Below are 19,302 nucleotides of genomic sequence, written 5' to 3' on the forward strand. Positions count from 1 at the left end.
TCACAGTGACACCACCATCCTGTCCTCGGCCACGCGCGGGCCGAGGCCGGCGAGCCGTTCGTGTGCCCGGTCGCCGGGGTCGGTCAGCGGGTTGGTGTTGTTGAGATGGGTGTAGAGGACGCGTGCGCCCGCACCGCCCAGGCGCCGCGCCGTGCCCTCGGGGCCCTCGATCGGCAGGTGTCCCATGCCGGAGGCGGTGCGCCGGGAGATGCCGGTGCGGCGGGGTTCCTCCTCGTCGAGGAAGGTGCCGTCGAGCAGGACGCGGTCGGCCTCCGCGATCTCCGTACCGAGCCGGTCGCTCCACGCGGCGACCGCCGGCGCGTACAGGGCGCGGGTGCCGGGACCCGGATCGCGCACCTTCAGCGCCACGCTCCAGGCGGGGTGCGAGGGTTCGTCCGCCGCGTAGCGGGGCCGCTTGTCCGACAGCGGCAGCGCGCTCACCTCCAGGCCGGCCACCTCGGCGTACCGCCCCGAGCCGGCCAGGGGAAGATCGTGCCAGGTCAAGGTGGTGTACGGGGTGAGGATGTCGGTGAGGGGCAGGCGGGCGCCGAGAGCCCCGCGCACGGGTTCGGTGCACCAGATGTCGATCCTGGCGGCCTCGCGCAGCCGCAGCAGACCGAGGGTGTGGTCGAGTTCCGCGTCGGTGAGGACGACCCGTACGACGGGGGTGCGGTCCTCTCCCGTGCCCGGCCGCAGACCGGGGTGGCTCTCCAGTTGTTCGGCGACGTCCGGGGTGGCGTTGGCGAGGAACCAGCCGCCCGCGCCGCCTCCGTGGACGGCCAGACCGTCGTGGAGGCGGCGGCGGGCGGGGTGGAGACGTGCCCCGGCACAGCCGGGGCACGCGCAGTTCCACTGGGGGAGGCCACCACCGGCTGCTGTCCCGAGGATGCGCAGCAGCACGGCGGGCGCCTACTTCCCGCGCAGCGAGTAGGCGGTGACCTCAAGGGCGGTGTCGACCACCGTGAAGTCGGGGGTCTGCCAGCCGGCCGCCGTCCGCCGCTCGGACGGCTCGGGGCGGCACTGGACGCGCGGTTCGGCGTACCCGGTGTCGTCGTACCTGGTGTCGGCGTACGTGGTGACCTCGTCGTACATGGTGACCTTGCCTTTCGTGGTGGGTGGGGAGCGGCCGCGAGGAGTCCCGCGGCCCCGGCCGGCCGGAGCCGGACGTCACTGGCGAATACGGCTTCACCCGCAGAACGGCTTCTTGCCCATCGCCGACTCGATGCCGCCGAGGAGGAGCCGCTGGAACTCGGCGGCGCCCGGGAACGAACCGTCGGTGGCGAAGTCCTTCGCGTCGTGCCCGAGGGTGGTCAGCCAGGCACGTCCGCCGTCGTAGTACTGGCACCAGGCGACCGGGTGGTCCTCGCCGTGCCCGGGGTGGTGGTAGTTGCCCGTCACGCCCCTGGCGAGGGTGGTCTCGTCGACCTCGGCGAGGACCCGGACCCGGGTCGGTCCGGGGACGAGGTTGTACCACTCGTCGGAGATCGTCCACCGCGGCGGCAGGGACTTGGTGGAGATGTCCTTGCGGTTCACGGTGCGGACCGTGCCGGGCTGGGCCGGGCCGTGGTCGTAGAAGTTGGCGTTGCCGAGCAGGCCCTCGTACCAGGGCCAGTTGTACTCGGTGCCGAAGGCGTTGTGGACACCGACGAAACCACCGCCGCCGCGGATGTACTGGCGCAGCGAGGTCTGCGCGGCGTCGTCGAGGGTGTCCCGGCTGGTCGAGTAGAAGATGACCGCGTTGTACCTGAACAGGTTCGCCGGCGAGGCGAGTTGTGCGACGTCCTCGGTGTGGTCGACCTGGAAGCCGTGCTCGGCGCCCAGCTTGCGTACGCCGTTCTGCACGACGTTGGCGTCGGTGAGCGGCGGGTTCAGACCGGCCGGCAGGGCGGGGCCGAGGTTGGCGTGACGCGGGCCCGGGGTGCGGGTGTACAGCAGGACCTTGAAGCCCTCGGACGGATCGAAGTTGCCCCAGTCGTGGTAGCAGCGGGCGTCCACGCCGCGGCACACCCCGTAGTCGGGATCGCCGAGCTGCTGGGCCCCGGCGCCGGCCCGGCCCTGGGCCACGCTCAGGGTGCCGGTCGCCAGCAGGGCGACGGCGATGCCGAGGGTGCCGGCGGCACCGGTCAGCGCCGCGGTGAGCGGGCGGACGCGGCTCCTCGGCCGGGGTACGGGTCCGGCCCCGGGTTCGGGTGTGCTCGTCGTGGGGCGTGGTCCGGGTTCGGTCGTCATGGAGCGGGCCTCCGGAGGGGTGCGCGGTGCGGCGGGGGAGTACGGGGGACACGCGGGAGGTGCGGGGTGGTGAGGCGTCCGGTGGTCCGCTACTCGACGACGATCTTGCCGGTGCTCTGCGGGGCGACCGGGTCGTTGTAGAAGAACTCGCCGGCGGTGTCGAAGGTGTGGGAGAAGGACTGGCCCGGCATGAGCAGACCGGAGTCGAACTCCGCCTCGAAGAAGGAGACCGCGCCGTGCGCGGAGCTGTTGTCCGCCGGGTTGACGAAGGTGAGGGTGGTGCCCTTGGCGATGCGCAGGTGCTGCGGTGCCATGGCGTTCTGCGCCACCAGGTTCTCGGTGGCCCCCGGGACGCCGCGGCCGGTGTCCCAGATCCGGCCGAGGGTGACGGTGTTCTTCGCGGTGGCCCCGGTCACCGCCGCGGCGCGGATCTGGTTGCGCCGGGACGGCGGAGTGGGCGCCGCGGCCGGCCGCACCCGGCCGCCCAGCTTGAAGGCCCACAGGTGGTCGCCCTTGGGGATGTCCGGGTAGGGCAGGCCGTTCCCGCCGGCCAGGACCGCCACGTACTGCTCGCCGTCGACCTCGTACGTCAGCGGGCTGGTGTTGACGCCCGCGCCGCACTGCCACGTCCACAGCTCGGTGCCGTCCCGGTCGTCCAGGGCGGTGAGCACCCCGTCGGGACGGCCCTGGAAGAGCACACCCCCGGCCGTGCTGAGGATGCCGTTGCCGTGGGCGAGCGACCAGTCGCCCTCCTGCCGCCAGGCGACGGTGTTGGTGCGCGGGTCGACCGCGGCGAGCCCCCCGGCGAAGTACTCGCCCAGCGGGCGGGCGGTGTTGACCCGGCCGCCGTGGGTGTTGGAGTAGGCCGAGTTGATCAGGCCGTAGCCGACGTAGACCAGGCCGGTGCGGTGGCTGAAGGAGGGGAAGGACCAGTCGGCGCCGCCGCCCGCCCCCGGGTAGAGGATCGTGGCGCGGTCCCAGTGGACCTCGAAGAGGCCGCCGGTGGGGTAGAACGGCACCGGCCGGGTGGCCTTGTCCAGGCGCGGCTCGGTCTCCACGAAGGGCTCGCCGCCGGGGAAGGGCTGGGTGGGAGAGGTCTTCTGCGCCGCGTGCTGCGGCACCGGCCGCTCCTCCATGCCGTGCACCGGATCGCCGGTGCGGCGGTCGAGGATGTAGTACATGCCGGTCTTGCTGCCGTAGACGACGACCCGGTGCTTCCTTCCCTCGATCAGCAGGTCGGCGAGGACCGGGGACATGACGCCGTCGTAGTCCCAGATGTCGTGGTGGACGGACTGGAAGTGCCAGCGCCGCTCGCCGGTCTTGGCGTCCAGGGCGACCAGGCAGTTGGCGAAGAGGTTGTCGCCGCCGCGCGACGAGCCGTCGGTGCGCGGATAGGGGTTGCCGAACGTCCAGTAGACCAGCCCGAGTTCGGGATCGACCGCGGGGTGGATCCAGCAGACGGCGCCACCGGTCTTCCAGGTGTCACCCTCCCAGGTGTCATGGCCGTACTCGCCGGGGCCCGGCGTGCCCCAGAAGACCCAGGAGACCTCACCGGTGGCGGCGTCGAGCGCGTAGGCGCGGCCCCGGGCACCGGCGGTGCTGCCCTGGGTGCCGATGTAGACCAGCCCGTCCCAGTGGACGACGGCGCCCGCCAGACCGCCCCGGCTGCCGCCGCACTGACCGGAGGCGGGGTCGCAGTCCGGGTCGCCCTGGTCCTCGACCAGCAGCTCGCGGGTCCAGACGACGGCACCGGTCCGCTGGTCCAGGGCGTGGACCTTGTTGTCACCGGCGATGGTGAACGCCAGGCCCCCGCCGAGGGCCAGCCCGCGCATGTTGGTGGTCTCGGTGCCGATGTTCGTCTTCCACTTGACCCGGCCGGTGCGGCCGTCGACGGCGAAGACGTTCTGCTGGGTGGTGGCGAGGTAGAGGACGCCGTCCTGGGCGATGACGGCGCACTGCTGGTGGGCGGCGGTGGAACCGTCCTCCAGGTTGAGGTGCCAGGCGCCGCCGAGCCGACCGACGTTGGCGGCGGTGATCCGCTTGAGCGAGGAGTGGTTCTGGTTGCCGAGGTTGCCGCCGGCCTTGGGGAAGTCCTTGCCGGTGGCGGCGTGCGCCTGAGCGGGAACCGGCCGCGCCAGGCCGTCGGCCGGGGCGGCCTCGGCCGCGGTGCCGTTCAGCAGCGCGACGGTGGTGGCCGTCCCGGCGGCGGTCGAGGTGAGGAAGCTGCGTCTGTCCATGGTCCCTCTTTCGTGACGGTTCCTGACGGATGCGTCCAGGACGGGAGGTGACGGGAGGTGACGGGAGGTGACGGGAGGTGACGAGGGTCACGGGGGGCGGGGGTGACGGGGGTGACGGGGTGCGGGAGTGACGGAGGGTGCGGCGCCGGGGGAGGAGGGTCCCGGCAGGCGAGACGAGAGGGGAGGAGCGGGGCGGATCAAGGTCCGCTGTACGGTTCGTGAGGTCCGTACCGTGGGTGCCGATCGGCGGAAAGCTACGTTAGGGAGGCGGTCGGGGTGTGGCAAGGGGTGCGACGCGGATTGGTCACGCGTCTTCCGGCTGGGGGAGCCGGGCCGGCAGGACGCCGCGGGGGAGGGGGCCCTTGTTGCGCCGGCCCTGTCCGGTCTCCTCCCAGGCGTGGGCGAGGATGCCCACGGAACGGCTGAGCACGAACAGGCCGCGGGCGAGCGGCGCGGAGAAGCCCAGTTCCGCGTAGATGACGGCGGTGGCTCCGTCGATGTTCATCGGGACCGGCCGGCGGCCCTCCCGGCGGCGGCGCAGGACCTCCTCGACGGCCAGGGCGGCGTGCAGGAAGTCGCCGCCGACCTCGCCGTCGGCCACCGCCCGCCGCACCAGGTCCAGCAGCGGGCCGCGCCGGGGGTCCACGGGGTGGAAGCGGTGCCCGAACCCCGGCAGATAGCGCGAGCGGCTCTGCCAGTCGGCCATCACCTCGCGCGCCGCCCGGTCCCAGTCGTGGCCGGCCGCGTGCAGCGCGGTCACGTCGGTGAGCATCTCCACGCACTGCTGACCCGCTCCGCCGTGGGCGTCCCCCAGCATGTTGACGCCGGTGGCGACGGCGTTGTTGAGGCCGACCCCGCAGGTCGCCGCCATCCGCGCGGCCGCGATGGAGGGAGCCTGCGGGCCGTGGTCGACGCCCGCGACCAGCGCGGCCTCCAGGAGCGCGGCGTGGCGCGGCGCGGGCAGGGAACCGCGCAGCAGCAGCCAGATGACGTCCACCAGGCTCGCACTGCCGATCAGGTCCTGGACCGGCCGGTCCCGCAGTTCGATGCTGCCGGGCTCGATGTGACTGACCGCGGTCGCCCACCAGCGGGCCGCCTCGTCCTCGGCGCCGGTCATGACGCGGTGGCCTCGCCGGCCACGGCGGCGGACTCCCCGGCCCGCGCCGCCGACCAGCGCCGCGCGAGGGCCCGGCGCTCGGTGTTGTGCTCGCCCAGCAGCGGCGGGGCGGACGGCGGCCCGAACGCCTCCCCGTCCACCAGCACCCCGTTGCCCACCACGCGCAGCGGACGCCCGGCGCGTACCGGGTGGTCCAGCTCGGTGACGAAGCGGCGGTGCGCCAACTGCGGCTGCTCCAGCGCCTGAGGCACCGTCAGCACGCGGGCCGCGGGCACCCCGGCGGCGTTCAGCTCACGCTCCCAGTCGGCGGCCGGGCGGGCGGCCAGGGCCCGGTCCAGAGCGGCGTTCAGCTCGGCGCGGTGAGCCTTGCGCTGCTCCCGCTCCCCGAAGCGCGGGTCGGTGATCAGCTCGGGCACCCGCGCCAGCCGGCACAGGGTCTCGAACTGCCGCTGCTGGTTGGCGGCGATGTTCAGCGGACCGTCCGAGGCGTGGAAGGTGCCGGACGGGGCGGCGGTGGGGTTCTGGTCGCCCAGAGGCTCCGGCGGGACACCGCTCACCAGGTAGTTGGAGACCGCCCAGCCCATGGTGGACAGGGACGCCTCCAGCATCGAGACGTCGAGCCGGCAACCCCTGCCGGTCCGCTCCCGGCGCAGCAGCGCCGCGCTGATGGCGAACGCCGCCATCAGCCCGCCGGTGGTGTCGCAGACCGGGAAGCCGATCCGCTGCGGCGCCGTCTCCGGGGTGCCGGTGACGCTCATCATCCCGGCCAGGCCTTGGACGATCTGGTCGTAGGCGGGTGCCTCGCTCATCGGGCCGGTGTGCCCGAAGCCGGAGATGGAGCAGTAGACGAGGCGTTCGTTGAGCCGCTCCAGGCGGTCGGCGCCGTAACCCATCCGTTCCAGGACCCCCGCCCGGAAGTTCTCCAGCAGGACGTCGGCGCCGGTCAGGAGTTCCTCGAAGACGGCCCGGTCGGCGGTGTCCCCGAGGTCGAGTTCGAGTGACTTCTTGCCCGCGTTCTGGGCGAGGAACGACGCCCCCGCGCCGTCCCGGTTCAGCGCGGCGTCGGGGCCCAGGCTGCGGGCGAGGTCCCCCTGCCCGGGACGCTCGACCTTGACCACCTCGGCGCCCATGAGCATGAGCTGATAGCTGCAGTAGGGTCCGGCGAGCACGTTCGTGAGATCCAGAACGCGTACTGCGTCGAGTGGGCGGACGTGCATACGGGTCTCCTTCCAGCGGCGCCGCGGACCGGCGCCGCTGCCGTATTCATTGGGTGCGCGGCCCCAAGGGGTGCTGGAAGCCGTGCGACGCGATGCGGGCGGCCGTCTCCAGCAGGTCGCCCGCGAACTCCTCGGTGGCCGGCTCCTGGATGCGCGCGCTCGGACCGCTGAGCGAGAGCGAGGCGACGACCACACCCGACTGGGTGCGGATGGGCACCGCCACGGCTGTGAGCCCCACATCGCGTTCGCCGTGACTGACGGCGTAACCGCGGGCGGTGGCCTCGTCCGCCCACAGGCGCAGTTGCTGGACGTGCGCCCCACCGTGCGGCGACTCGGCGGCGACCCGCCGCAGCAGCCCGTCCGTGGCGCCGATGAGCAGCACTTTGGAGGAGGCCCCCGCCCACAGCGGCAGTTCGTCGCCCACCCGGACCACGTGCCGCAGCGGCTGCGGGCTCTCCTGCTGGGCGACGCAGACGCGGTGGACGTCCCGGCGGATCATCAGATTCGCCGTCTCACCGCGCCGGTCGACCAGTTCGCGCAGGAGCTTTTGCGTGTCGGGCGGCAACTCCCAGCTCGTGTGCGCCAGATGGGCCCACCGCCACAGTCCGGGCCCGGCCGTGTAGCCGCCCGGCGTCGCCCACAGCAGTCCGTACTGCTCCAGCGTCTGCACCAGGCGCACCACGGTCGTCTTGGGCAGCCCGGTGGCGTCGACCATGTCCTTCAGGGGGACGGTGGGCTGATCCTCGGTCAGCAGCGACAGGATGTCCAGAGCCCGGCGCACACTGCGTACCCCGCCGCCCGGTCCTTGCTCCGCGTCCACGCCTTCTCCTTCGTGAGGGTTCGTGAGGGGCGGACACCGCCCGCCCGGCGGGTGCGGCATCCGGGGCGTCAGCTTCCACCAGTGCGGCTCCGTTCGGAAAATCGGCGGCCGCAACTTCCTCGCGCCGACCTATTGCCACGGCCTTCCGGCGCCCGTACGTTACACGCCAGTCCACAGAGCAGTCCACGGAAACCACTAGATGGTTTTTTCTGGAGACGTGATGCTGCAAGACCTGCTCAAGGCCGCCGACGAGAACGAGGTCGTCGAGGCCCCCGCCTTCCTCTCCGGCTCCTGGGGCGGCGACGGCCCGCCCCAGGACCGCACCGGTCCCTACCTGCGACGCACCGTCAGCCGCGCACCCACCGCGACGACCGGGGAGATCGGCGCCGCCGTGTCGCGGGCGGCCCGCTACGCGAAGCGGACCGCCGAGCTGGCCCCCGCCGTCCGCGCAGACGTCCTGGAGGCCGCCGCGCGAGCCGCCGCCGTCCACCGGGACCGGCTCGCCCGCCTCCTCGCCCTCGAACTGGGCAAACCGCTCAGGGACAGCCGCACCGAGATCGACCGGGTGGCCGCCACCTTCGCCGTCTGCGCGGCCGAGGCCCGCCGCGTCGGCGGCGAGACGCTGCCCGTCGCCGGCTGGGACACCGGCATCGGCAACACCGCCTTCACCTACCGGGCGCCGGCCGGCGTCGCCCTCGCCATCACCCCCTTCAACGCCCCCGCCAACCTCCTCGCCCACAAACTGGGCGCCTCCTTCGCCGCGGGCAACACCACCCTGGTCAAGGCGCCGCCCCAGGCCCCCGCCACCTCCGCCGCCGTCGTCGCCCTGCTCCTGGACAGCGGCATGCCCCACCAGGCGGTCCAGCTCCTGCACGGCGGCGGCGAGGTGGGTGCCGCCCTGTGCGGGGCCGAGGAGGTGAGCGTCATCAGCTTCACCGGCAGCGCCACCACCGGTGCGGCGGTGGCCCGCGCGGCCGGTGCCAAACGGCTCGCGCTGGAACTGGGCGGGAACGCCGCCACCCTCGTCTGCGAGGACGCCGACCCCGCCGCCGCGGCCGCGGTCTGCGCGCGCACCGGCTACAGCAACTCCGGCCAGAGCTGCATCTCCGTCCAGCGCGTCTACGTCCACCGCAGCCGCTACGCCGAGTTCCTCGACGCCTTCACCGCGGCGGTCGACGCCCTGGTCGTGGGCGACCCGCTGCGGGAGACCACCGACATCGGCGCCATGGTCGACGAGAACGCCGCCGAACGCGTGGTGACCTGGGCCGAGGAGGCCCGGCGGCTGGGCGCGAGCGTGCTCCGCGGCGGTACCCGCGACGGAGCCACCGCCGCCCCGACCATCGTCGCCGACCCGCCGGCCCACGCCTCGGTCGTGCTGCACGAGGTGTTCGGCGCGCTGGTGGCCGTCCTGCCCTACGACGACTTCGACACCGTGCTCGACCAGTGCAACACCAGCCGCTACGGACTCCAGGCCGGCCTCTTCACCCACGACCTGACCCGGATCGTCACCGCCTGGCGCAAGCTGGAGGTCGGCGGACTCATCGTGAACGGCTCGTCCAACTTCCGCCTCGACCACGTGCCCTTCGGCGGGGTGAAGGACTCCGGCTTCGGCCGGGAGTCCCCCCGCTGGCTCATCGACGACTACACGGTCGTCAAGACCCTCATGCTGCGCGGGCTGTCCGTCTGGGGCGACAGCCGAGAGCTGCCCAAGGAGAACCCGTGACCACCGTGACCGCCGCCGAGGCCCTCGTCGCCCAACTGGAGTCCTACGGTGTCGAGTACGTCTTCGGCACCTGTGGACACACCAACATCGCCCTCCTCGACGCCCTGGGCCCGAGCCCGGTCGAGTTCGTCATCGCCCGCCACGAACAGGCCGCCGCCCACGCCGCCGACGGCTACGCCCGCGCCACCGGCCGCCCCGGCGTCCTGCTCACCCACGTCGGCCCCGGCATGATGAACGCCGTCACCGGCGTCGCCACCGCCGCACTCGACTCCGTCCCCCTGATCGTCCTCACCGGCGACGTCCCCTCCTACTACTACGGCCGCCACCCGCACCAGGAGGTCAACCTCCACAGCGACGCCGACCAGACGGCCGTCTACCGCCCGTTCTGCAAGCGCACCTGGCAGGTCCAGCGGGCGGCCGACCTGCCCCGCGTCACCGAACGGGCCTTCTTCACCGCCACCGGCGGGCGCCCCGGCGCCGTCCTGGTCAACATCCCCATGGACCTGCTCAACCGGCCCGTGCCGCCCTACGCCGGCGACCACCCCCTCCCCGGCCACCTCGGCCGGCCGGGCCTGGACGAGCCCACCGCCGGGCGGATCGCCGACGCCCTGCTGGCGGCGGAGCGCCCGCTGATCTACTTCGGCGGCGGCCTGCGCGGCCCCCGCGCCCGCGCCGAACTGCTCGCTCTCGCCGAACACCTCGACATCCCCCTCGCCCACTCCCTGATGGCCAAGGGCACCGTCCCCGACCGGCACCCCCTGCTGCTGGGCATGCCCGGCTTCTGGGGGCTGGCCAAGACCCACGAGCACACCCTGGGCGCCGACGTCGTCCTCGCCCTCGCCACCCGGTTCGCCGAGACCGACGCCAGTTCCTGGGACGCCACGTACACCTGGAACTTCCCCCCGAGCCGACTCCTCCAGATCGACATCGACCCCGCCGAGATCGGCCGCAACTACCCCGTCCACATCGGCGCCGTCGCCGACGTGGAACTCGCGCTCCGCGAGATCGGCGCCGCCGTCCGCGCCCGGCGGAGCACCTCTCTGACCCGCCCCGGACTGCGCGAGGGCATCGCCGCCGCCCGCGGCGCCGTCTTCGACACGGCCCGCGAGGCCGGCCGCAGCGACGCCTTCCCGCTGCGGCCCCAGCGCATCCTGGCCGACCTGCGCGACGCCCTCCCCGACGACGCCGTCCTCGTCACCGACGTCGGCTGGAACAAGAACGGCGTCGCCCAGTGCTACGACCTGCCCGAACAGGGCCGGTTCATCACCCCCGGAGGCGCCTCGACGATGGGCTTCGGCCCGGCCGCCGCGGTGGGCGTCCAACTCGCCCGGCCCGAGGCCGTGGTGGTCGCGCTCATCGGGGACGGCGGCATGAGCGCCCAGCTCCCCGCGGTGCCGATGGCCGTGGAACAGGGCGCGCCCGTCCTCTTCGTGGTCATGAACAACCGCGCCCACGGCACCATCGCCGACCTCCAGGAATCCTCCTTCGGACGATCCTACGGCTGCGAGTTCACCGACGCGTCGGGCCGCCCCTACAGCCCCGACTTCGCCCGCTACGGCGAGTCCTGCGGCGCCGACGGCTACACCGTGAGCGCCCCCGGCGACCTGCGCAAGGCACTGACGGACGCCCTGGCCCGCCGCCGCCCCGCTGTCCTGGACGTCCCCATGGTCAACGAACCGGTCCCCACCCCCGGCCACTGGAACATCAAGGACATCTACGCCGGCCGCTTCCCGGCCGACACCTGACCGGCCGGCCCGATCCACCCGCCCCGCCCGACCCACCGCCCGGCCCCCCACGCCCCGTCACCGCCCACCCATCGTCTGCCACGAGGTGACCCTCATGCCCCGTTCCCCGCGCACCCGCCTGCCGCGCACCGCACTGGCCGGAGCCGTCGCGCTCGCCGCCGCGCTGACCGCCTGCAGCGCCCCCGGCGAGTCCGACAACGACACCGGATCCGACTCCGGACCCATCAAGATCGCAGTCGTCAACGCCCGCAGCGGCCAGCTCTCCTCGCTGGGCGAGTGGGAGTACAAGGGCGCCAAGCTCGCCATCGACGAGTGGAACGAGAAGGGCGGAGTCGACGGCCGCGAGATCCAGGTGAAGTCCTTCGACGACCAAGGCGACCCGACCACCGGGACCAACCTCGCGCGCAAGATCGACAGCGAGAACTACGTCGCGATGATCGGCACCGCGGAGAGCGCGGTCACCATCGCCATGGCCCCCGTCCTGCGGCAGGCCGGCATACCGAACATCACCTCCGGCCAGGCCGACGGCCTCGTCGACCTCAAGAGCCCCTTCCTCTTCCTCAACGGCCCCACCAGCACCACCTACGACACCACGCTGGCCAAGTACCTCATCGAGGACAAGGGCTACCAGAAGATCGCCATGATCACCAACAACGGTTCCTTCGGCAAGGGCGAGCACGACGCCTTCGCCGAGGCGGCGAAGGACCTCGGTGTCAGCGCCGTCACCGACCAGGTCGTCACCACCGACCAGAAGGACTTCAGCGCCGCGCTCACCGCGATCCGCGCCAAGAAGCCCGAGGTCGTCTTCATCGGCTCCGAGGAGGTCGAGGCGGGCCTCATCGTCAAGCAGGCCCGCGACCTCGGCATCACCGTGCCCTTCGCCGGCGCCGCCCCCCAGGGCACCCCCGTCTTCATCGACACCGCCGGCGAGAAGGCCGCCGAGGGCACCATCGTCAGCTCCCCCTACCTCGGCAACGACATCAGCCCCGCGGCCCGGAAGTTCGCCGACGCCTACCGGAACGCCTACGGCGAGGAGGCCGAACTGCACGGGGCGAAGGCCTACGACGGCACCAACATCCTCCTCACCGCGCTGAAGAACAGCGACGCCGCCACCGGTGAGAAGCTCGCCGACGCCATCCGCGCGACCCGCTACGACGGACTGCTCGGCACGTTCCGTTACGGTCCCGACGGCGTCGGCATCACCCGGACGGCCATCGGCGTCATCCAGGACGGCAAGCTCGTCGAGCAGAAGTGAGACCGACGTGCAGGACACCCTTCAGACCCTCGTCGGCGGCCTCAGCCTGGGCGCGGTCTACGCCCTGGTCGCCATGGGCTTCTCCCTCGTCTACCGCACCATGGGCCTGGTCAACTTCGCCCACGCCGACATCGCCATGATCGGCGCCTACGCCGCCTCCACCTTCTACCTCACCTCCCACCTGCCCTTCGCCGTCGCCATGGTGCTGGCCATCGTCATCACCGGCGCCATCGGCCTCGTCATCGAACGCGTCCTGCGCCCCCTGGAGAACAAGGACTTCGACCTGATGCTGATCGGCACGATCGGCTTCGGCATCGTGCTGCAGGCCCTCGCCGTCCTCATCTGGGGCACCACGGGGCGGGCCGTCCCCTCCCCGCTGGACGCCGCGCCGCTGGACCTCCTCGGCATCCGCGTGCGCACCTACGACCTCCTGGTCATGGCCGTCGCCGCGCTCGCCGTCGTCGGACTCGCCTTCTTCCTCTCCCGTACCAAACGGGGCGCCGCCATGCAGGCCGTCGCCATGGACCACGAGGCGGCCACCGCGGTCGGCATCGACGTCGGCCGCAGCAACGCCCTGGCCTTCGCCATCGGCGCGGGACTCGCCGCCCTCGCCGGCGGCCTGGTCGGCCCCATGCTGTACGTCGACGCCTCACTCGGCGGCGCCCTGGGCATCAAGGGCTTCGCCGCCGCGATGCTCGGCGGCTTCGGCTCCATCCCCGGCGCCGTGGTCGGCGGCATCGCCATCGGGGTCCTCGACTCCTACGCCGCGGGGCACTTCCAGGGCTACTCGGTACTGGTCACCTTCCTCGTCTTCACCGCGGCGATCATGATCCGGCCCATGGGCATCTTCGGTGAAAGGACGGTCAGCCGCGCATGAAGTCCCGCCTCACCGCCGCCGGCGTCGTCGTCCTCGCCGCCTGGGCGCTCCCGTACGGCCTGGGCGGCTACACCGTCCACGTCGTCAACATCGCCCTCATCTACGCCCTGCTCGCCATCGGAATGGGCCTGGCCATGGGGGTCTCCGGGCAGATCAACCTCGCCCAGGTCGCCTTCTTCGGGGTGGGCGCCTACACCGTCGCCATCCTCACCACCCACTACGGCCACGGCTTCTGGACGTCCGCGCTGCTCGCCGTCCTCGCCACCGTCGTCACCGGCCTGCTCGTCGGCATCCCCGCCCTGCGCATGCAGTCCCACTACCTGGGCATCGTCACCCTCGGCCTCGCCCTGGGCTTCATCAACTGGATCACCAACGCCGACCTCACCGGCGGCGCCGACGGCATCTCCGGCATCCCGGTGCCCACCCTGCCCGGCGTGGACCTCTCCAGCGAGTACCTCTACTACTACCTGGAAGCCGTCGTCTTCGGCCTCGCGCTGCTCTTCGGCCTCTTCGTCGTCCACACCTCGCTCGGCCGCCGGCTGCGCGCCATGCGGGACGACGCCCTGGCGGCGGGGGCCATGGGCGCCGAGATCCCGCTCCTGCGCATGACGGCCTTCCTCCTGGCCAGCCTCTACGGCGGACTGGCCGGCGTCCTCTACGCCGGTCTCATCCGCTACGTGGCCCCCGAGACCTTCTCCATCGGCAACATGTTCATCCTGCTCGCCATGGTCATCATCGGCGGCCGCCGCTCACTGGTCGGCTGCGTGGTCGGCGCCGTCGGCCTCACCCTGGTACGGGAGTGGCTCTCCGACTTCTCCACCTACGCCCAGCTCGGTTACGGCGTCGTCGTCGTCCTCATGGTCGTCTTCGCGCCGACCGGCCTGGCCGGCGTCCCCGCCCGGCTGCGCGCCCTCGCCACACGGCGCCGGGGGGAGCGCACCGCCCGCGCCGAACTCCGCCCGTTCACCCCGTACCCGGCCGCCGAGCAGCCCGCGGCCGCGCGGGAGGGCGTGCTGCTCTCCGTGGCGGGCGTCACCAAGCAGTTCCGCGGTCTGCGGGCCCTGGACGAGGTGACGCTCGCCGTGGACTCCGGGGAGATCCGCGGCATCGTGGGCCCCAACGGCTCCGGCAAGACCACCCTGTTCAACGTCATCAGCGGCTTCTACCGGGCGACCGCGGGCGCGGTGAGCTTCGCCGGCGCCGACACCACCACCGCCCGCCCCTACACACTCTCCCTGGCCGGCCTGGCCCGCACCTTCCAGAACCTCCGCCTGTTCGGGCAGCTCACCGTCGCCGAGAACATCCTCGTCGCCCTCGACCGCTCCCGCACCCGCTCACTGTGGCAGTACGCCCTCTGGCAGCCGGGCGTCCTCGCCCGCGAACGCCGGCTGCGCGCCCGCGCGGACGAGGTCCTCGCCCGCTACGGCCTCACCGACTTCGCCGAAGCCGACCCCTCCTCCCTGCCCTACGGCATCCAGCGCCGGATCGAGATCGCGCGGGCCATGGCGGCCCGGCCGCGGCTGCTCCTGCTCGACGAGCCGGCCGCCGGCCTCAACGGCGAAGAGGTGCGCCAGCTCATCGGGATCGTCCGTTCCATCCGCGACAGCGGAACCACCGTCGTCCTCATCGAACACAACATGGGTCTGGTCATGTCCCTGTGCGAGAAGGTCACCGTGCTCTCCAGCGGCAAGGTCATCGCGGAGGGCACCCCCCGGGAGGTGGTGTCCGCTCCGGAGGTCATCGAGGCCTACCTCGGCGACTCCGACCTGGCCGACCTCGCCCCGGACGGACCCGACGCCGAGCGGCCCGACCGCGCGAAGGAGGCGACCTCATGAAGGTCACCGGAGCCGACACCGTCCAGCGGCTGAGCGTCGAGGACCTGAGCGTGCACTACGGCGGTGTCCGCGCGGTCGGTTCCGTCGGCTTCACCGTCGAACCCGGCGAGTCCGTCGGCATCATCGGCGCCAACGGAGCCGGCAAGACCTCCACCCTCAAGGCGCTCATGGGCCTGGTCCCGCGCAGCGCCGGCCGCATCCGCCTGGGCGAGCACGACCTGACCCGGGTCAAGGCCCGCGACATGGTCCGCCACGGCATCGGCTACGTGCCGGAAGGCAGGCACGTCTTCCCCGGACTCCCGGTGGAGAAGAACCTGCTCCTCGGCGCCTACTCCCGGCCCTGGGACAAGGACACCCACCGGCAGCTCGAAGAGGTCTATGCCCTGTTCCCCGTCCTGCGGGAGATGCGCGAGCGCCTCGCCGGGGCGCTGTCCGGCGGGCAGCAGCAGATGCTCGCGATCGGCCGCGCCCTGATGACCCGGCCTCGCCTGCTGGTCCTGGACGAACCGTCGATGGGTCTCTCCCCGAAACTGGTGGGCAGCATCCTCGACGTCCTGCGCAAGCTGCGCGAGGAGGGCCTCAGCCTGCTCCTCGTGGAACAGAACGCCACCCTGACCTTCGGCGTGACGAGCCACTGCATCGTCATGGAGAACGGCGAGATCGCCATGAGCGGCACCTCCGCTCAGCTCAGCCACGACCCCCGGGTCAGAGAGGTGTATCTGGGGCTGTGACCACCGGTGACGACAGCGCCCGGCGTCTGCTGGGCACTCCCTTGAATCTGGGCCCGCTGCGCCTGCGCAACCGTTTCGTGGCCGCGCCGATGGAACGCAACTACTGCACCGAGGACGGCTCCGTCACCGAGGCGTACCGCGGGTACCTCACGGCGCGGGCGGCGGGCGGCGCGGCCCTGGTCCACACCGAGGCCGGATACGTCCGGGCCGACGGCCGGGGCCGGCCCCGGCAGTTGGCCCTGGACCACGACCGGCACCTCCCCGGCCTGCGCGCCCTCGCCGACGCCGTCCACGCGCACGGCGCGCACCTCGGCGCGGAACTGAACCACGGAGGCCGGACCGCGCGCAGCGCCGTCAGCGGACACCGTCCCGTCGCCCCCTCCCCGGTCCCCTGCGCGGTGACCGGCGGAGAGGTGCCGCACGCACCGGACGCGGCCGGCGTCCGGGCCCTCGTCCGGGCCTACGGCGACGCCGCCCGCCGCTGCCGGGAAGCGGGCGTCGACGCCCTGACCGTCCACGGCGGACACGGCTACCTCATCCACCAGTTCCTGTCGGGGGCGACCAACCACCGCACCGACGAGTACGCCGACCCCACCCTGTTCCTGCGCCAGGTCCTCGACGCCGTACTGGCCGAGGCGGGCCCCGGCCAGGCCGTGGGCCTGCGCATCTCCGCCCACGAGGGGTACGCCGGGGGGCTCACCGAGGACGCCACCTTCGCCCTCATGAGGTCCGTCCCGCTGGAGCGCCTGCACTTCCTCGACGTCTCCGCCGGTTCGTACGAGGCGGGCGAGTGGATCGTGCAGCCCGGCGAGTGGCGGCCGGGCGTACTGGCGCCCTACGCCGCGCGCTACCGGCGGGCGTACGGTCTGCCGGTGGGCGTGGCCGGGCGGCTGAACACCGGAGCGGCCGCGGCGGAGGTGCTCCGGTCGGGCCGGGCCGACTTCGTCTCCCTGGCCAGGACGCTCCACGCCGACCCCGACTTCCCCCGCCGGGTCCTGGCCGGCACCCCCTACCGCCCCTGCATCGCCTGCAACGCGTGCGTCGACGAACTCCACCGGGGCCGTCCCGTCGGATGCAGCGTCAACCCGGCGGTGCCGGTACCCGTGACGCTCACGGAACGCCCGCCGAAGAGGCCGGGGGCGGGCGCGCGGGTGCTGGTCGTCGGCGCCGGGCCGGCCGGCCTGGAGACGGCACGGCTGCTCGCCGAACGGGGTCACGACGTGGAGGTGCGGGAGGCGGCGGACCGGGTCGGCGGCGCCTTCCGGCTGGCCGCGGGACTCCGCCAGCACCCCGAGTACGCCCGGTTCCTCCACTGGACGCGCACGGAGCTGGAACGGCTGGGCGTGCGCCTGCGGACCGGGGTGCCGGTCGGCGAGGCCCTGCTCGCGGACCGGGACGAGGACGTCTTCGTCCTGGCGACCGGTGCGCGCGGCCGGCCGATCGCGGCACCGGTCCGGTCCGGAGCCGGCCGGCGCGAGGTGGTGGACGTCCGTGACTGGCTGGCCGGGGACCGGGCGGCGGAGCAGTGCGTCATCTGGGGTGCGGACCGGGACGGGGTGGCGGCGGCCGACCACCTGGCCGCGTCCGGTACCCGGCTCGTGCTCGTCGGCGCCCAGGACCGGCTGGCCCCGGAGGTCGGCCGCCGGGCCAAGATCCTCACCGTCCCGCGGCTGATGAACGACCCGGACGTCCGGATCGTCCTCGACGCCGCGCTGCTCGCGGTGGACGAGCACCGGGTGCGGGTGGGTACGGGGGCGGGGGAGCGGTGGCTCGACGCGCCGGGCCCGCTGCTCGTCTCCCAGGGCGTCTCGCCGGACACCCGGCTGCTCGCCGCGAGCCGGCGGCGCGCACCGCGCGCGGGGGTCTTCACCACCGGTGGAGCCGACGGCCGCGGCGGCACCCTGCGGCAGAGCCTCGCCTCGGCCGCGCGCACCGCCGACGCGGTGTGCGCGGCCGTCGCCGACCGGTGAGCGGCCGCGGCCCCCGCTCCGGATCTCGCCACGCCCTTCCCGGGGCGCACACCTGCCTGGTATTCATAACGAACCGGTTCGTACATTGACGCGTGGAGCCGCCGTGACCCAGTACTCGTACCTCGTAGGGCTCGTCGGACCGGGCACCGGCCGCTTCCTGGGCTTCGAACTGCACGAGCGGGAGGCGGACCGGCACGGGGTGCGCTACCTCTGCCGGCGGGTGAACACCGACACGTACTCCTCGCCCCGGCGGGACCTCGGCGCCCTGCTGAGGACCTGCCGGGACTTCGGCTTCTCCGGCCTCGGCATCGCCCCTTCCCACCGCCGCCTCGTCGTCCCCCACGTCGACGAACTGTCCGAGGCGGCCGCCCGCGCGGACTCGGTCGACGTCGTCGTCTTCACCCGGGACGGCCGGACGGCCGGGCACAGCACGGACGTCGCCGGCTGCACGGCGGCCTTCGCCAGAGGACTGCCCGGGGTCCCGCCGGGCCGCGTGGTGCAGCTCGGGGCGGGCGGCACCGGCCTCGCCGCCGCGCTCGCCCTGCGCGACCGGGGCGCGGAACACCTCGCCGTGCTGGACTCCGACCTCGAACGGGCCGAGGCACTGGTGGCGAGGGTCAACAAGGGCGCCGGCGACGGATGGGCGCAGGCGTTCCCCCTCGCCTCCCTCGCCGCGCGCCTGAGGCGGGCGGACGGCCTCGTCCACTGTCTGCCCTCCGGAAGCGACGCGCGGGGGGACACGGCGCTGACCGGAGCCCTCCACCGCGACCTGTGGATCTTCGACCTGCGGTACCGCCCGGTCCCGACCCCGCTGCTGCGCGCGGGCCACGCCCTGGGGTGCCGGGTCCTGCACGGCGGCGGCGTCCTCGTGAACGAGGCGGCCGACGCCTTCCGGCTGGTCACCGGCCTGCCGCCGCACACCTCGCACATGTTCGCCGACTTCGCCGAGCTGACGGCCGGCCCGCAGGCGCACACCTGAGGGGCCGGCGGGCGGCGCCCCGCCGGCCGTCGTGCGCGCAAGGGCAGCACCCGATGCGCGAGCGGGCAACGCGCGCGGCCCGTCCTGGGTTCACCTGAGGTCTCCGAAGCGCATCAGGCGACGAGCAGGGAGATCCGATGAGCACACCCGAGGGAATCGACACGGCCGTCGCGCCGAGCGGTCCCGGCTGCGTCGAGTGCGAGGCCACCGGCAGTTGGTGGTTCCACCTGCGGCGCTGCGCCGCCTGCGGCCACGTCGGATGCTGCGACGACTCGCTCGGCCGGCACGCCACCGCGCACGCCGGGACGAGCGGCCATCCCTTCGTCCAGAGTTTCGAACCCGGCGAGAGCTGGTTCTGGGACTACGGCACGTCCACCCTGTTCGAGAAGGGGCCGGAACTGGCCCCGCCGCACAGCCACCCCGACGACCAGCCCGTCCCCGGCCCCGCGGAACGGGTCCCGGCCGACTGGGCCGACCGCCTGGGCTGACCGACCGCCCCGGCTGACCGAACGCCCCGGCTGACCTGCCGCCCCGGACCGGACGGGCGACGGCCGGCAGGGCGCACGA

At 73.3% G+C, this 19,302-nt stretch carries 16 protein-coding genes; 9 read left to right on the forward strand and 7 right to left on the reverse strand.

The window, feature by feature from the left end; genetic code table 11:
• The 7 genes from pqqB to ABEB00_RS24155 all read right to left on the reverse strand — a co-directional run bounded on the left by pqqB (position 1) and on the right by ABEB00_RS24155 (position 7,620).
• Positions 1–900, reverse strand: a complete 900-nt coding sequence (pqqB, locus tag ABEB00_RS24125; protein ID WP_345622209.1) for a pyrroloquinoline quinone biosynthesis protein PqqB — start codon at positions 898–900, stop codon at positions 1–3.
• A gap of 9 nt (positions 901–909) precedes the next feature.
• Entirely contained in the window at positions 910–1,092 is a 183-nt protein-coding gene (gene pqqA, locus ABEB00_RS24130; RefSeq protein WP_345622210.1) for a pyrroloquinoline quinone precursor peptide PqqA, read from the reverse strand.
• Between the two features lie 93 nt (positions 1,093–1,185).
• Positions 1,186–2,229 (reverse strand): ThuA domain-containing protein, encoded by a 1,044-nt coding sequence (locus ABEB00_RS24135; RefSeq protein WP_345622211.1) that lies wholly within the window; start codon positions 2,227–2,229, stop codon positions 1,186–1,188.
• 89 nt (positions 2,230–2,318) lie between these two features.
• Positions 2,319–4,466, reverse strand: coding sequence for an outer membrane protein assembly factor BamB family protein (locus tag ABEB00_RS24140; protein ID WP_345622212.1), 2,148 nt, complete (start codon positions 4,464–4,466; stop codon positions 2,319–2,321).
• A gap of 304 nt (positions 4,467–4,770) precedes the next feature.
• Positions 4,771–5,583, reverse strand: coding sequence for a citryl-CoA lyase (locus ABEB00_RS24145; protein ID WP_345622214.1), 813 nt, complete (start codon positions 5,581–5,583; stop codon positions 4,771–4,773).
• Positions 5,580–6,800 (reverse strand): CaiB/BaiF CoA transferase family protein, encoded by a 1,221-nt coding sequence (locus ABEB00_RS24150; RefSeq protein WP_345622216.1) that lies wholly within the window; start codon positions 6,798–6,800, stop codon positions 5,580–5,582. The genes ABEB00_RS24145 and ABEB00_RS24150 overlap by 4 nt, the downstream gene beginning before the upstream one ends.
• Positions 6,801–6,846: 46 nt before the next feature.
• Positions 6,847–7,620 (reverse strand): IclR family transcriptional regulator, encoded by a 774-nt coding sequence (locus tag ABEB00_RS24155; RefSeq protein ID WP_345622217.1) that lies wholly within the window; start codon positions 7,618–7,620, stop codon positions 6,847–6,849.
• A gap of 220 nt (positions 7,621–7,840) precedes the next feature.
• Between ABEB00_RS24155 and ABEB00_RS24160 the strand changes: the two genes are divergently transcribed.
• The 9 genes from ABEB00_RS24160 (at position 7,841) to ABEB00_RS24200 (ending at position 19,223) form a co-directional block, all read left to right on the forward strand.
• Positions 7,841–9,343, forward strand: a complete 1,503-nt coding sequence (locus ABEB00_RS24160) for an aldehyde dehydrogenase family protein (protein WP_345622218.1) — start codon at positions 7,841–7,843, stop codon at positions 9,341–9,343.
• Positions 9,340–11,088, forward strand: coding sequence for a thiamine pyrophosphate-binding protein (locus ABEB00_RS24165; protein ID WP_345622219.1), 1,749 nt, complete (start codon positions 9,340–9,342; stop codon positions 11,086–11,088). The genes ABEB00_RS24160 and ABEB00_RS24165 overlap by 4 nt, the downstream gene beginning before the upstream one ends.
• Positions 11,089–11,182: 94 nt before the next feature.
• Entirely contained in the window at positions 11,183–12,343 is a 1,161-nt protein-coding gene (locus ABEB00_RS24170; protein WP_345622220.1) for an ABC transporter substrate-binding protein, read from the forward strand.
• 7 nt (positions 12,344–12,350) lie between these two features.
• Positions 12,351–13,220 carry a branched-chain amino acid ABC transporter permease gene (locus ABEB00_RS24175; protein WP_345622222.1) on the forward strand — a complete coding sequence of 290 codons (870 nt, stop codon included), beginning with the start codon at positions 12,351–12,353 and terminating at the stop codon, positions 13,218–13,220.
• On the forward strand, positions 13,217–15,055 hold the full coding sequence (locus ABEB00_RS24180) for a branched-chain amino acid ABC transporter ATP-binding protein/permease (protein ID WP_345622223.1): 1,839 nt from the start codon (positions 13,217–13,219) through the stop codon (positions 15,053–15,055). The genes ABEB00_RS24175 and ABEB00_RS24180 overlap by 4 nt, the downstream gene beginning before the upstream one ends.
• Positions 15,052–15,786: an ABC transporter ATP-binding protein gene (locus tag ABEB00_RS24185; protein WP_345622224.1), complete on the forward strand. Its 735-nt coding sequence runs from the start codon at positions 15,052–15,054 to the stop codon at positions 15,784–15,786. The genes ABEB00_RS24180 and ABEB00_RS24185 overlap by 4 nt, the downstream gene beginning before the upstream one ends.
• The gene (locus ABEB00_RS24190) at positions 15,783–17,756 is read left to right on the forward strand and encodes an oxidoreductase (protein ID WP_345622225.1); all 1,974 of its coding nucleotides are present in this window, start codon (positions 15,783–15,785) and stop codon (positions 17,754–17,756) included. Before ABEB00_RS24185 ends, ABEB00_RS24190 begins: the two co-directional genes overlap by 4 nt.
• Positions 17,757–17,859: 103 nt before the next feature.
• Complete coding sequence (locus ABEB00_RS24195; protein ID WP_345622226.1) at positions 17,860–18,735, forward strand: shikimate dehydrogenase; 876 nt, start codon at positions 17,860–17,862, stop codon at positions 18,733–18,735.
• 137 nt (positions 18,736–18,872) lie between these two features.
• Positions 18,873–19,223, forward strand: a complete 351-nt coding sequence (locus ABEB00_RS24200) for a UBP-type zinc finger domain-containing protein (RefSeq protein ID WP_345622227.1) — start codon at positions 18,873–18,875, stop codon at positions 19,221–19,223.
• Positions 19,224–19,302: the final 79 nt, after the last annotated feature.

Origin of the sequence: Streptomyces ziwulingensis (assembly GCF_039542605.1) — a bacterium.
Lineage (GTDB): Bacteria > Actinomycetota > Actinomycetes > Streptomycetales > Streptomycetaceae > Streptomyces > Streptomyces ziwulingensis.

Bases quoted from the DNA above. Each gene is read 5' to 3' on its own strand.
- pqqA (WP_345622210.1), bottom strand. From the start codon at position 1,092: ATGTACGACGAGGTCACCACGTACGCCGACACCAGGTACGACGACACC.
- ABEB00_RS24135 (WP_345622211.1), bottom strand. From the start codon at position 2,229: ATGACGACCGAACCCGGACCACGCCCCACGACGAGCACACCCGAACCC.
- ABEB00_RS24140 (WP_345622212.1), bottom strand. From the start codon at position 4,466: ATGGACAGACGCAGCTTCCTCACCTCGACCGCCGCCGGGACGGCCACC.
- ABEB00_RS24145 (WP_345622214.1), bottom strand. From the start codon at position 5,583: ATGACCGGCGCCGAGGACGAGGCGGCCCGCTGGTGGGCGACCGCGGTC.
- ABEB00_RS24150 (WP_345622216.1), bottom strand. From the start codon at position 6,800: ATGCACGTCCGCCCACTCGACGCAGTACGCGTTCTGGATCTCACGAAC.
- ABEB00_RS24160 (WP_345622218.1), top strand. From the start codon at position 7,841: ATGCTGCAAGACCTGCTCAAGGCCGCCGACGAGAACGAGGTCGTCGAG.
- ABEB00_RS24170 (WP_345622220.1), top strand. From the start codon at position 11,183: ATGCCCCGTTCCCCGCGCACCCGCCTGCCGCGCACCGCACTGGCCGGA.
- ABEB00_RS24180 (WP_345622223.1), top strand. From the start codon at position 13,217: ATGAAGTCCCGCCTCACCGCCGCCGGCGTCGTCGTCCTCGCCGCCTGG.
- ABEB00_RS24185 (WP_345622224.1), top strand. From the start codon at position 15,052: ATGAAGGTCACCGGAGCCGACACCGTCCAGCGGCTGAGCGTCGAGGAC.
- ABEB00_RS24200 (WP_345622227.1), top strand. From the start codon at position 18,873: ATGAGCACACCCGAGGGAATCGACACGGCCGTCGCGCCGAGCGGTCCC.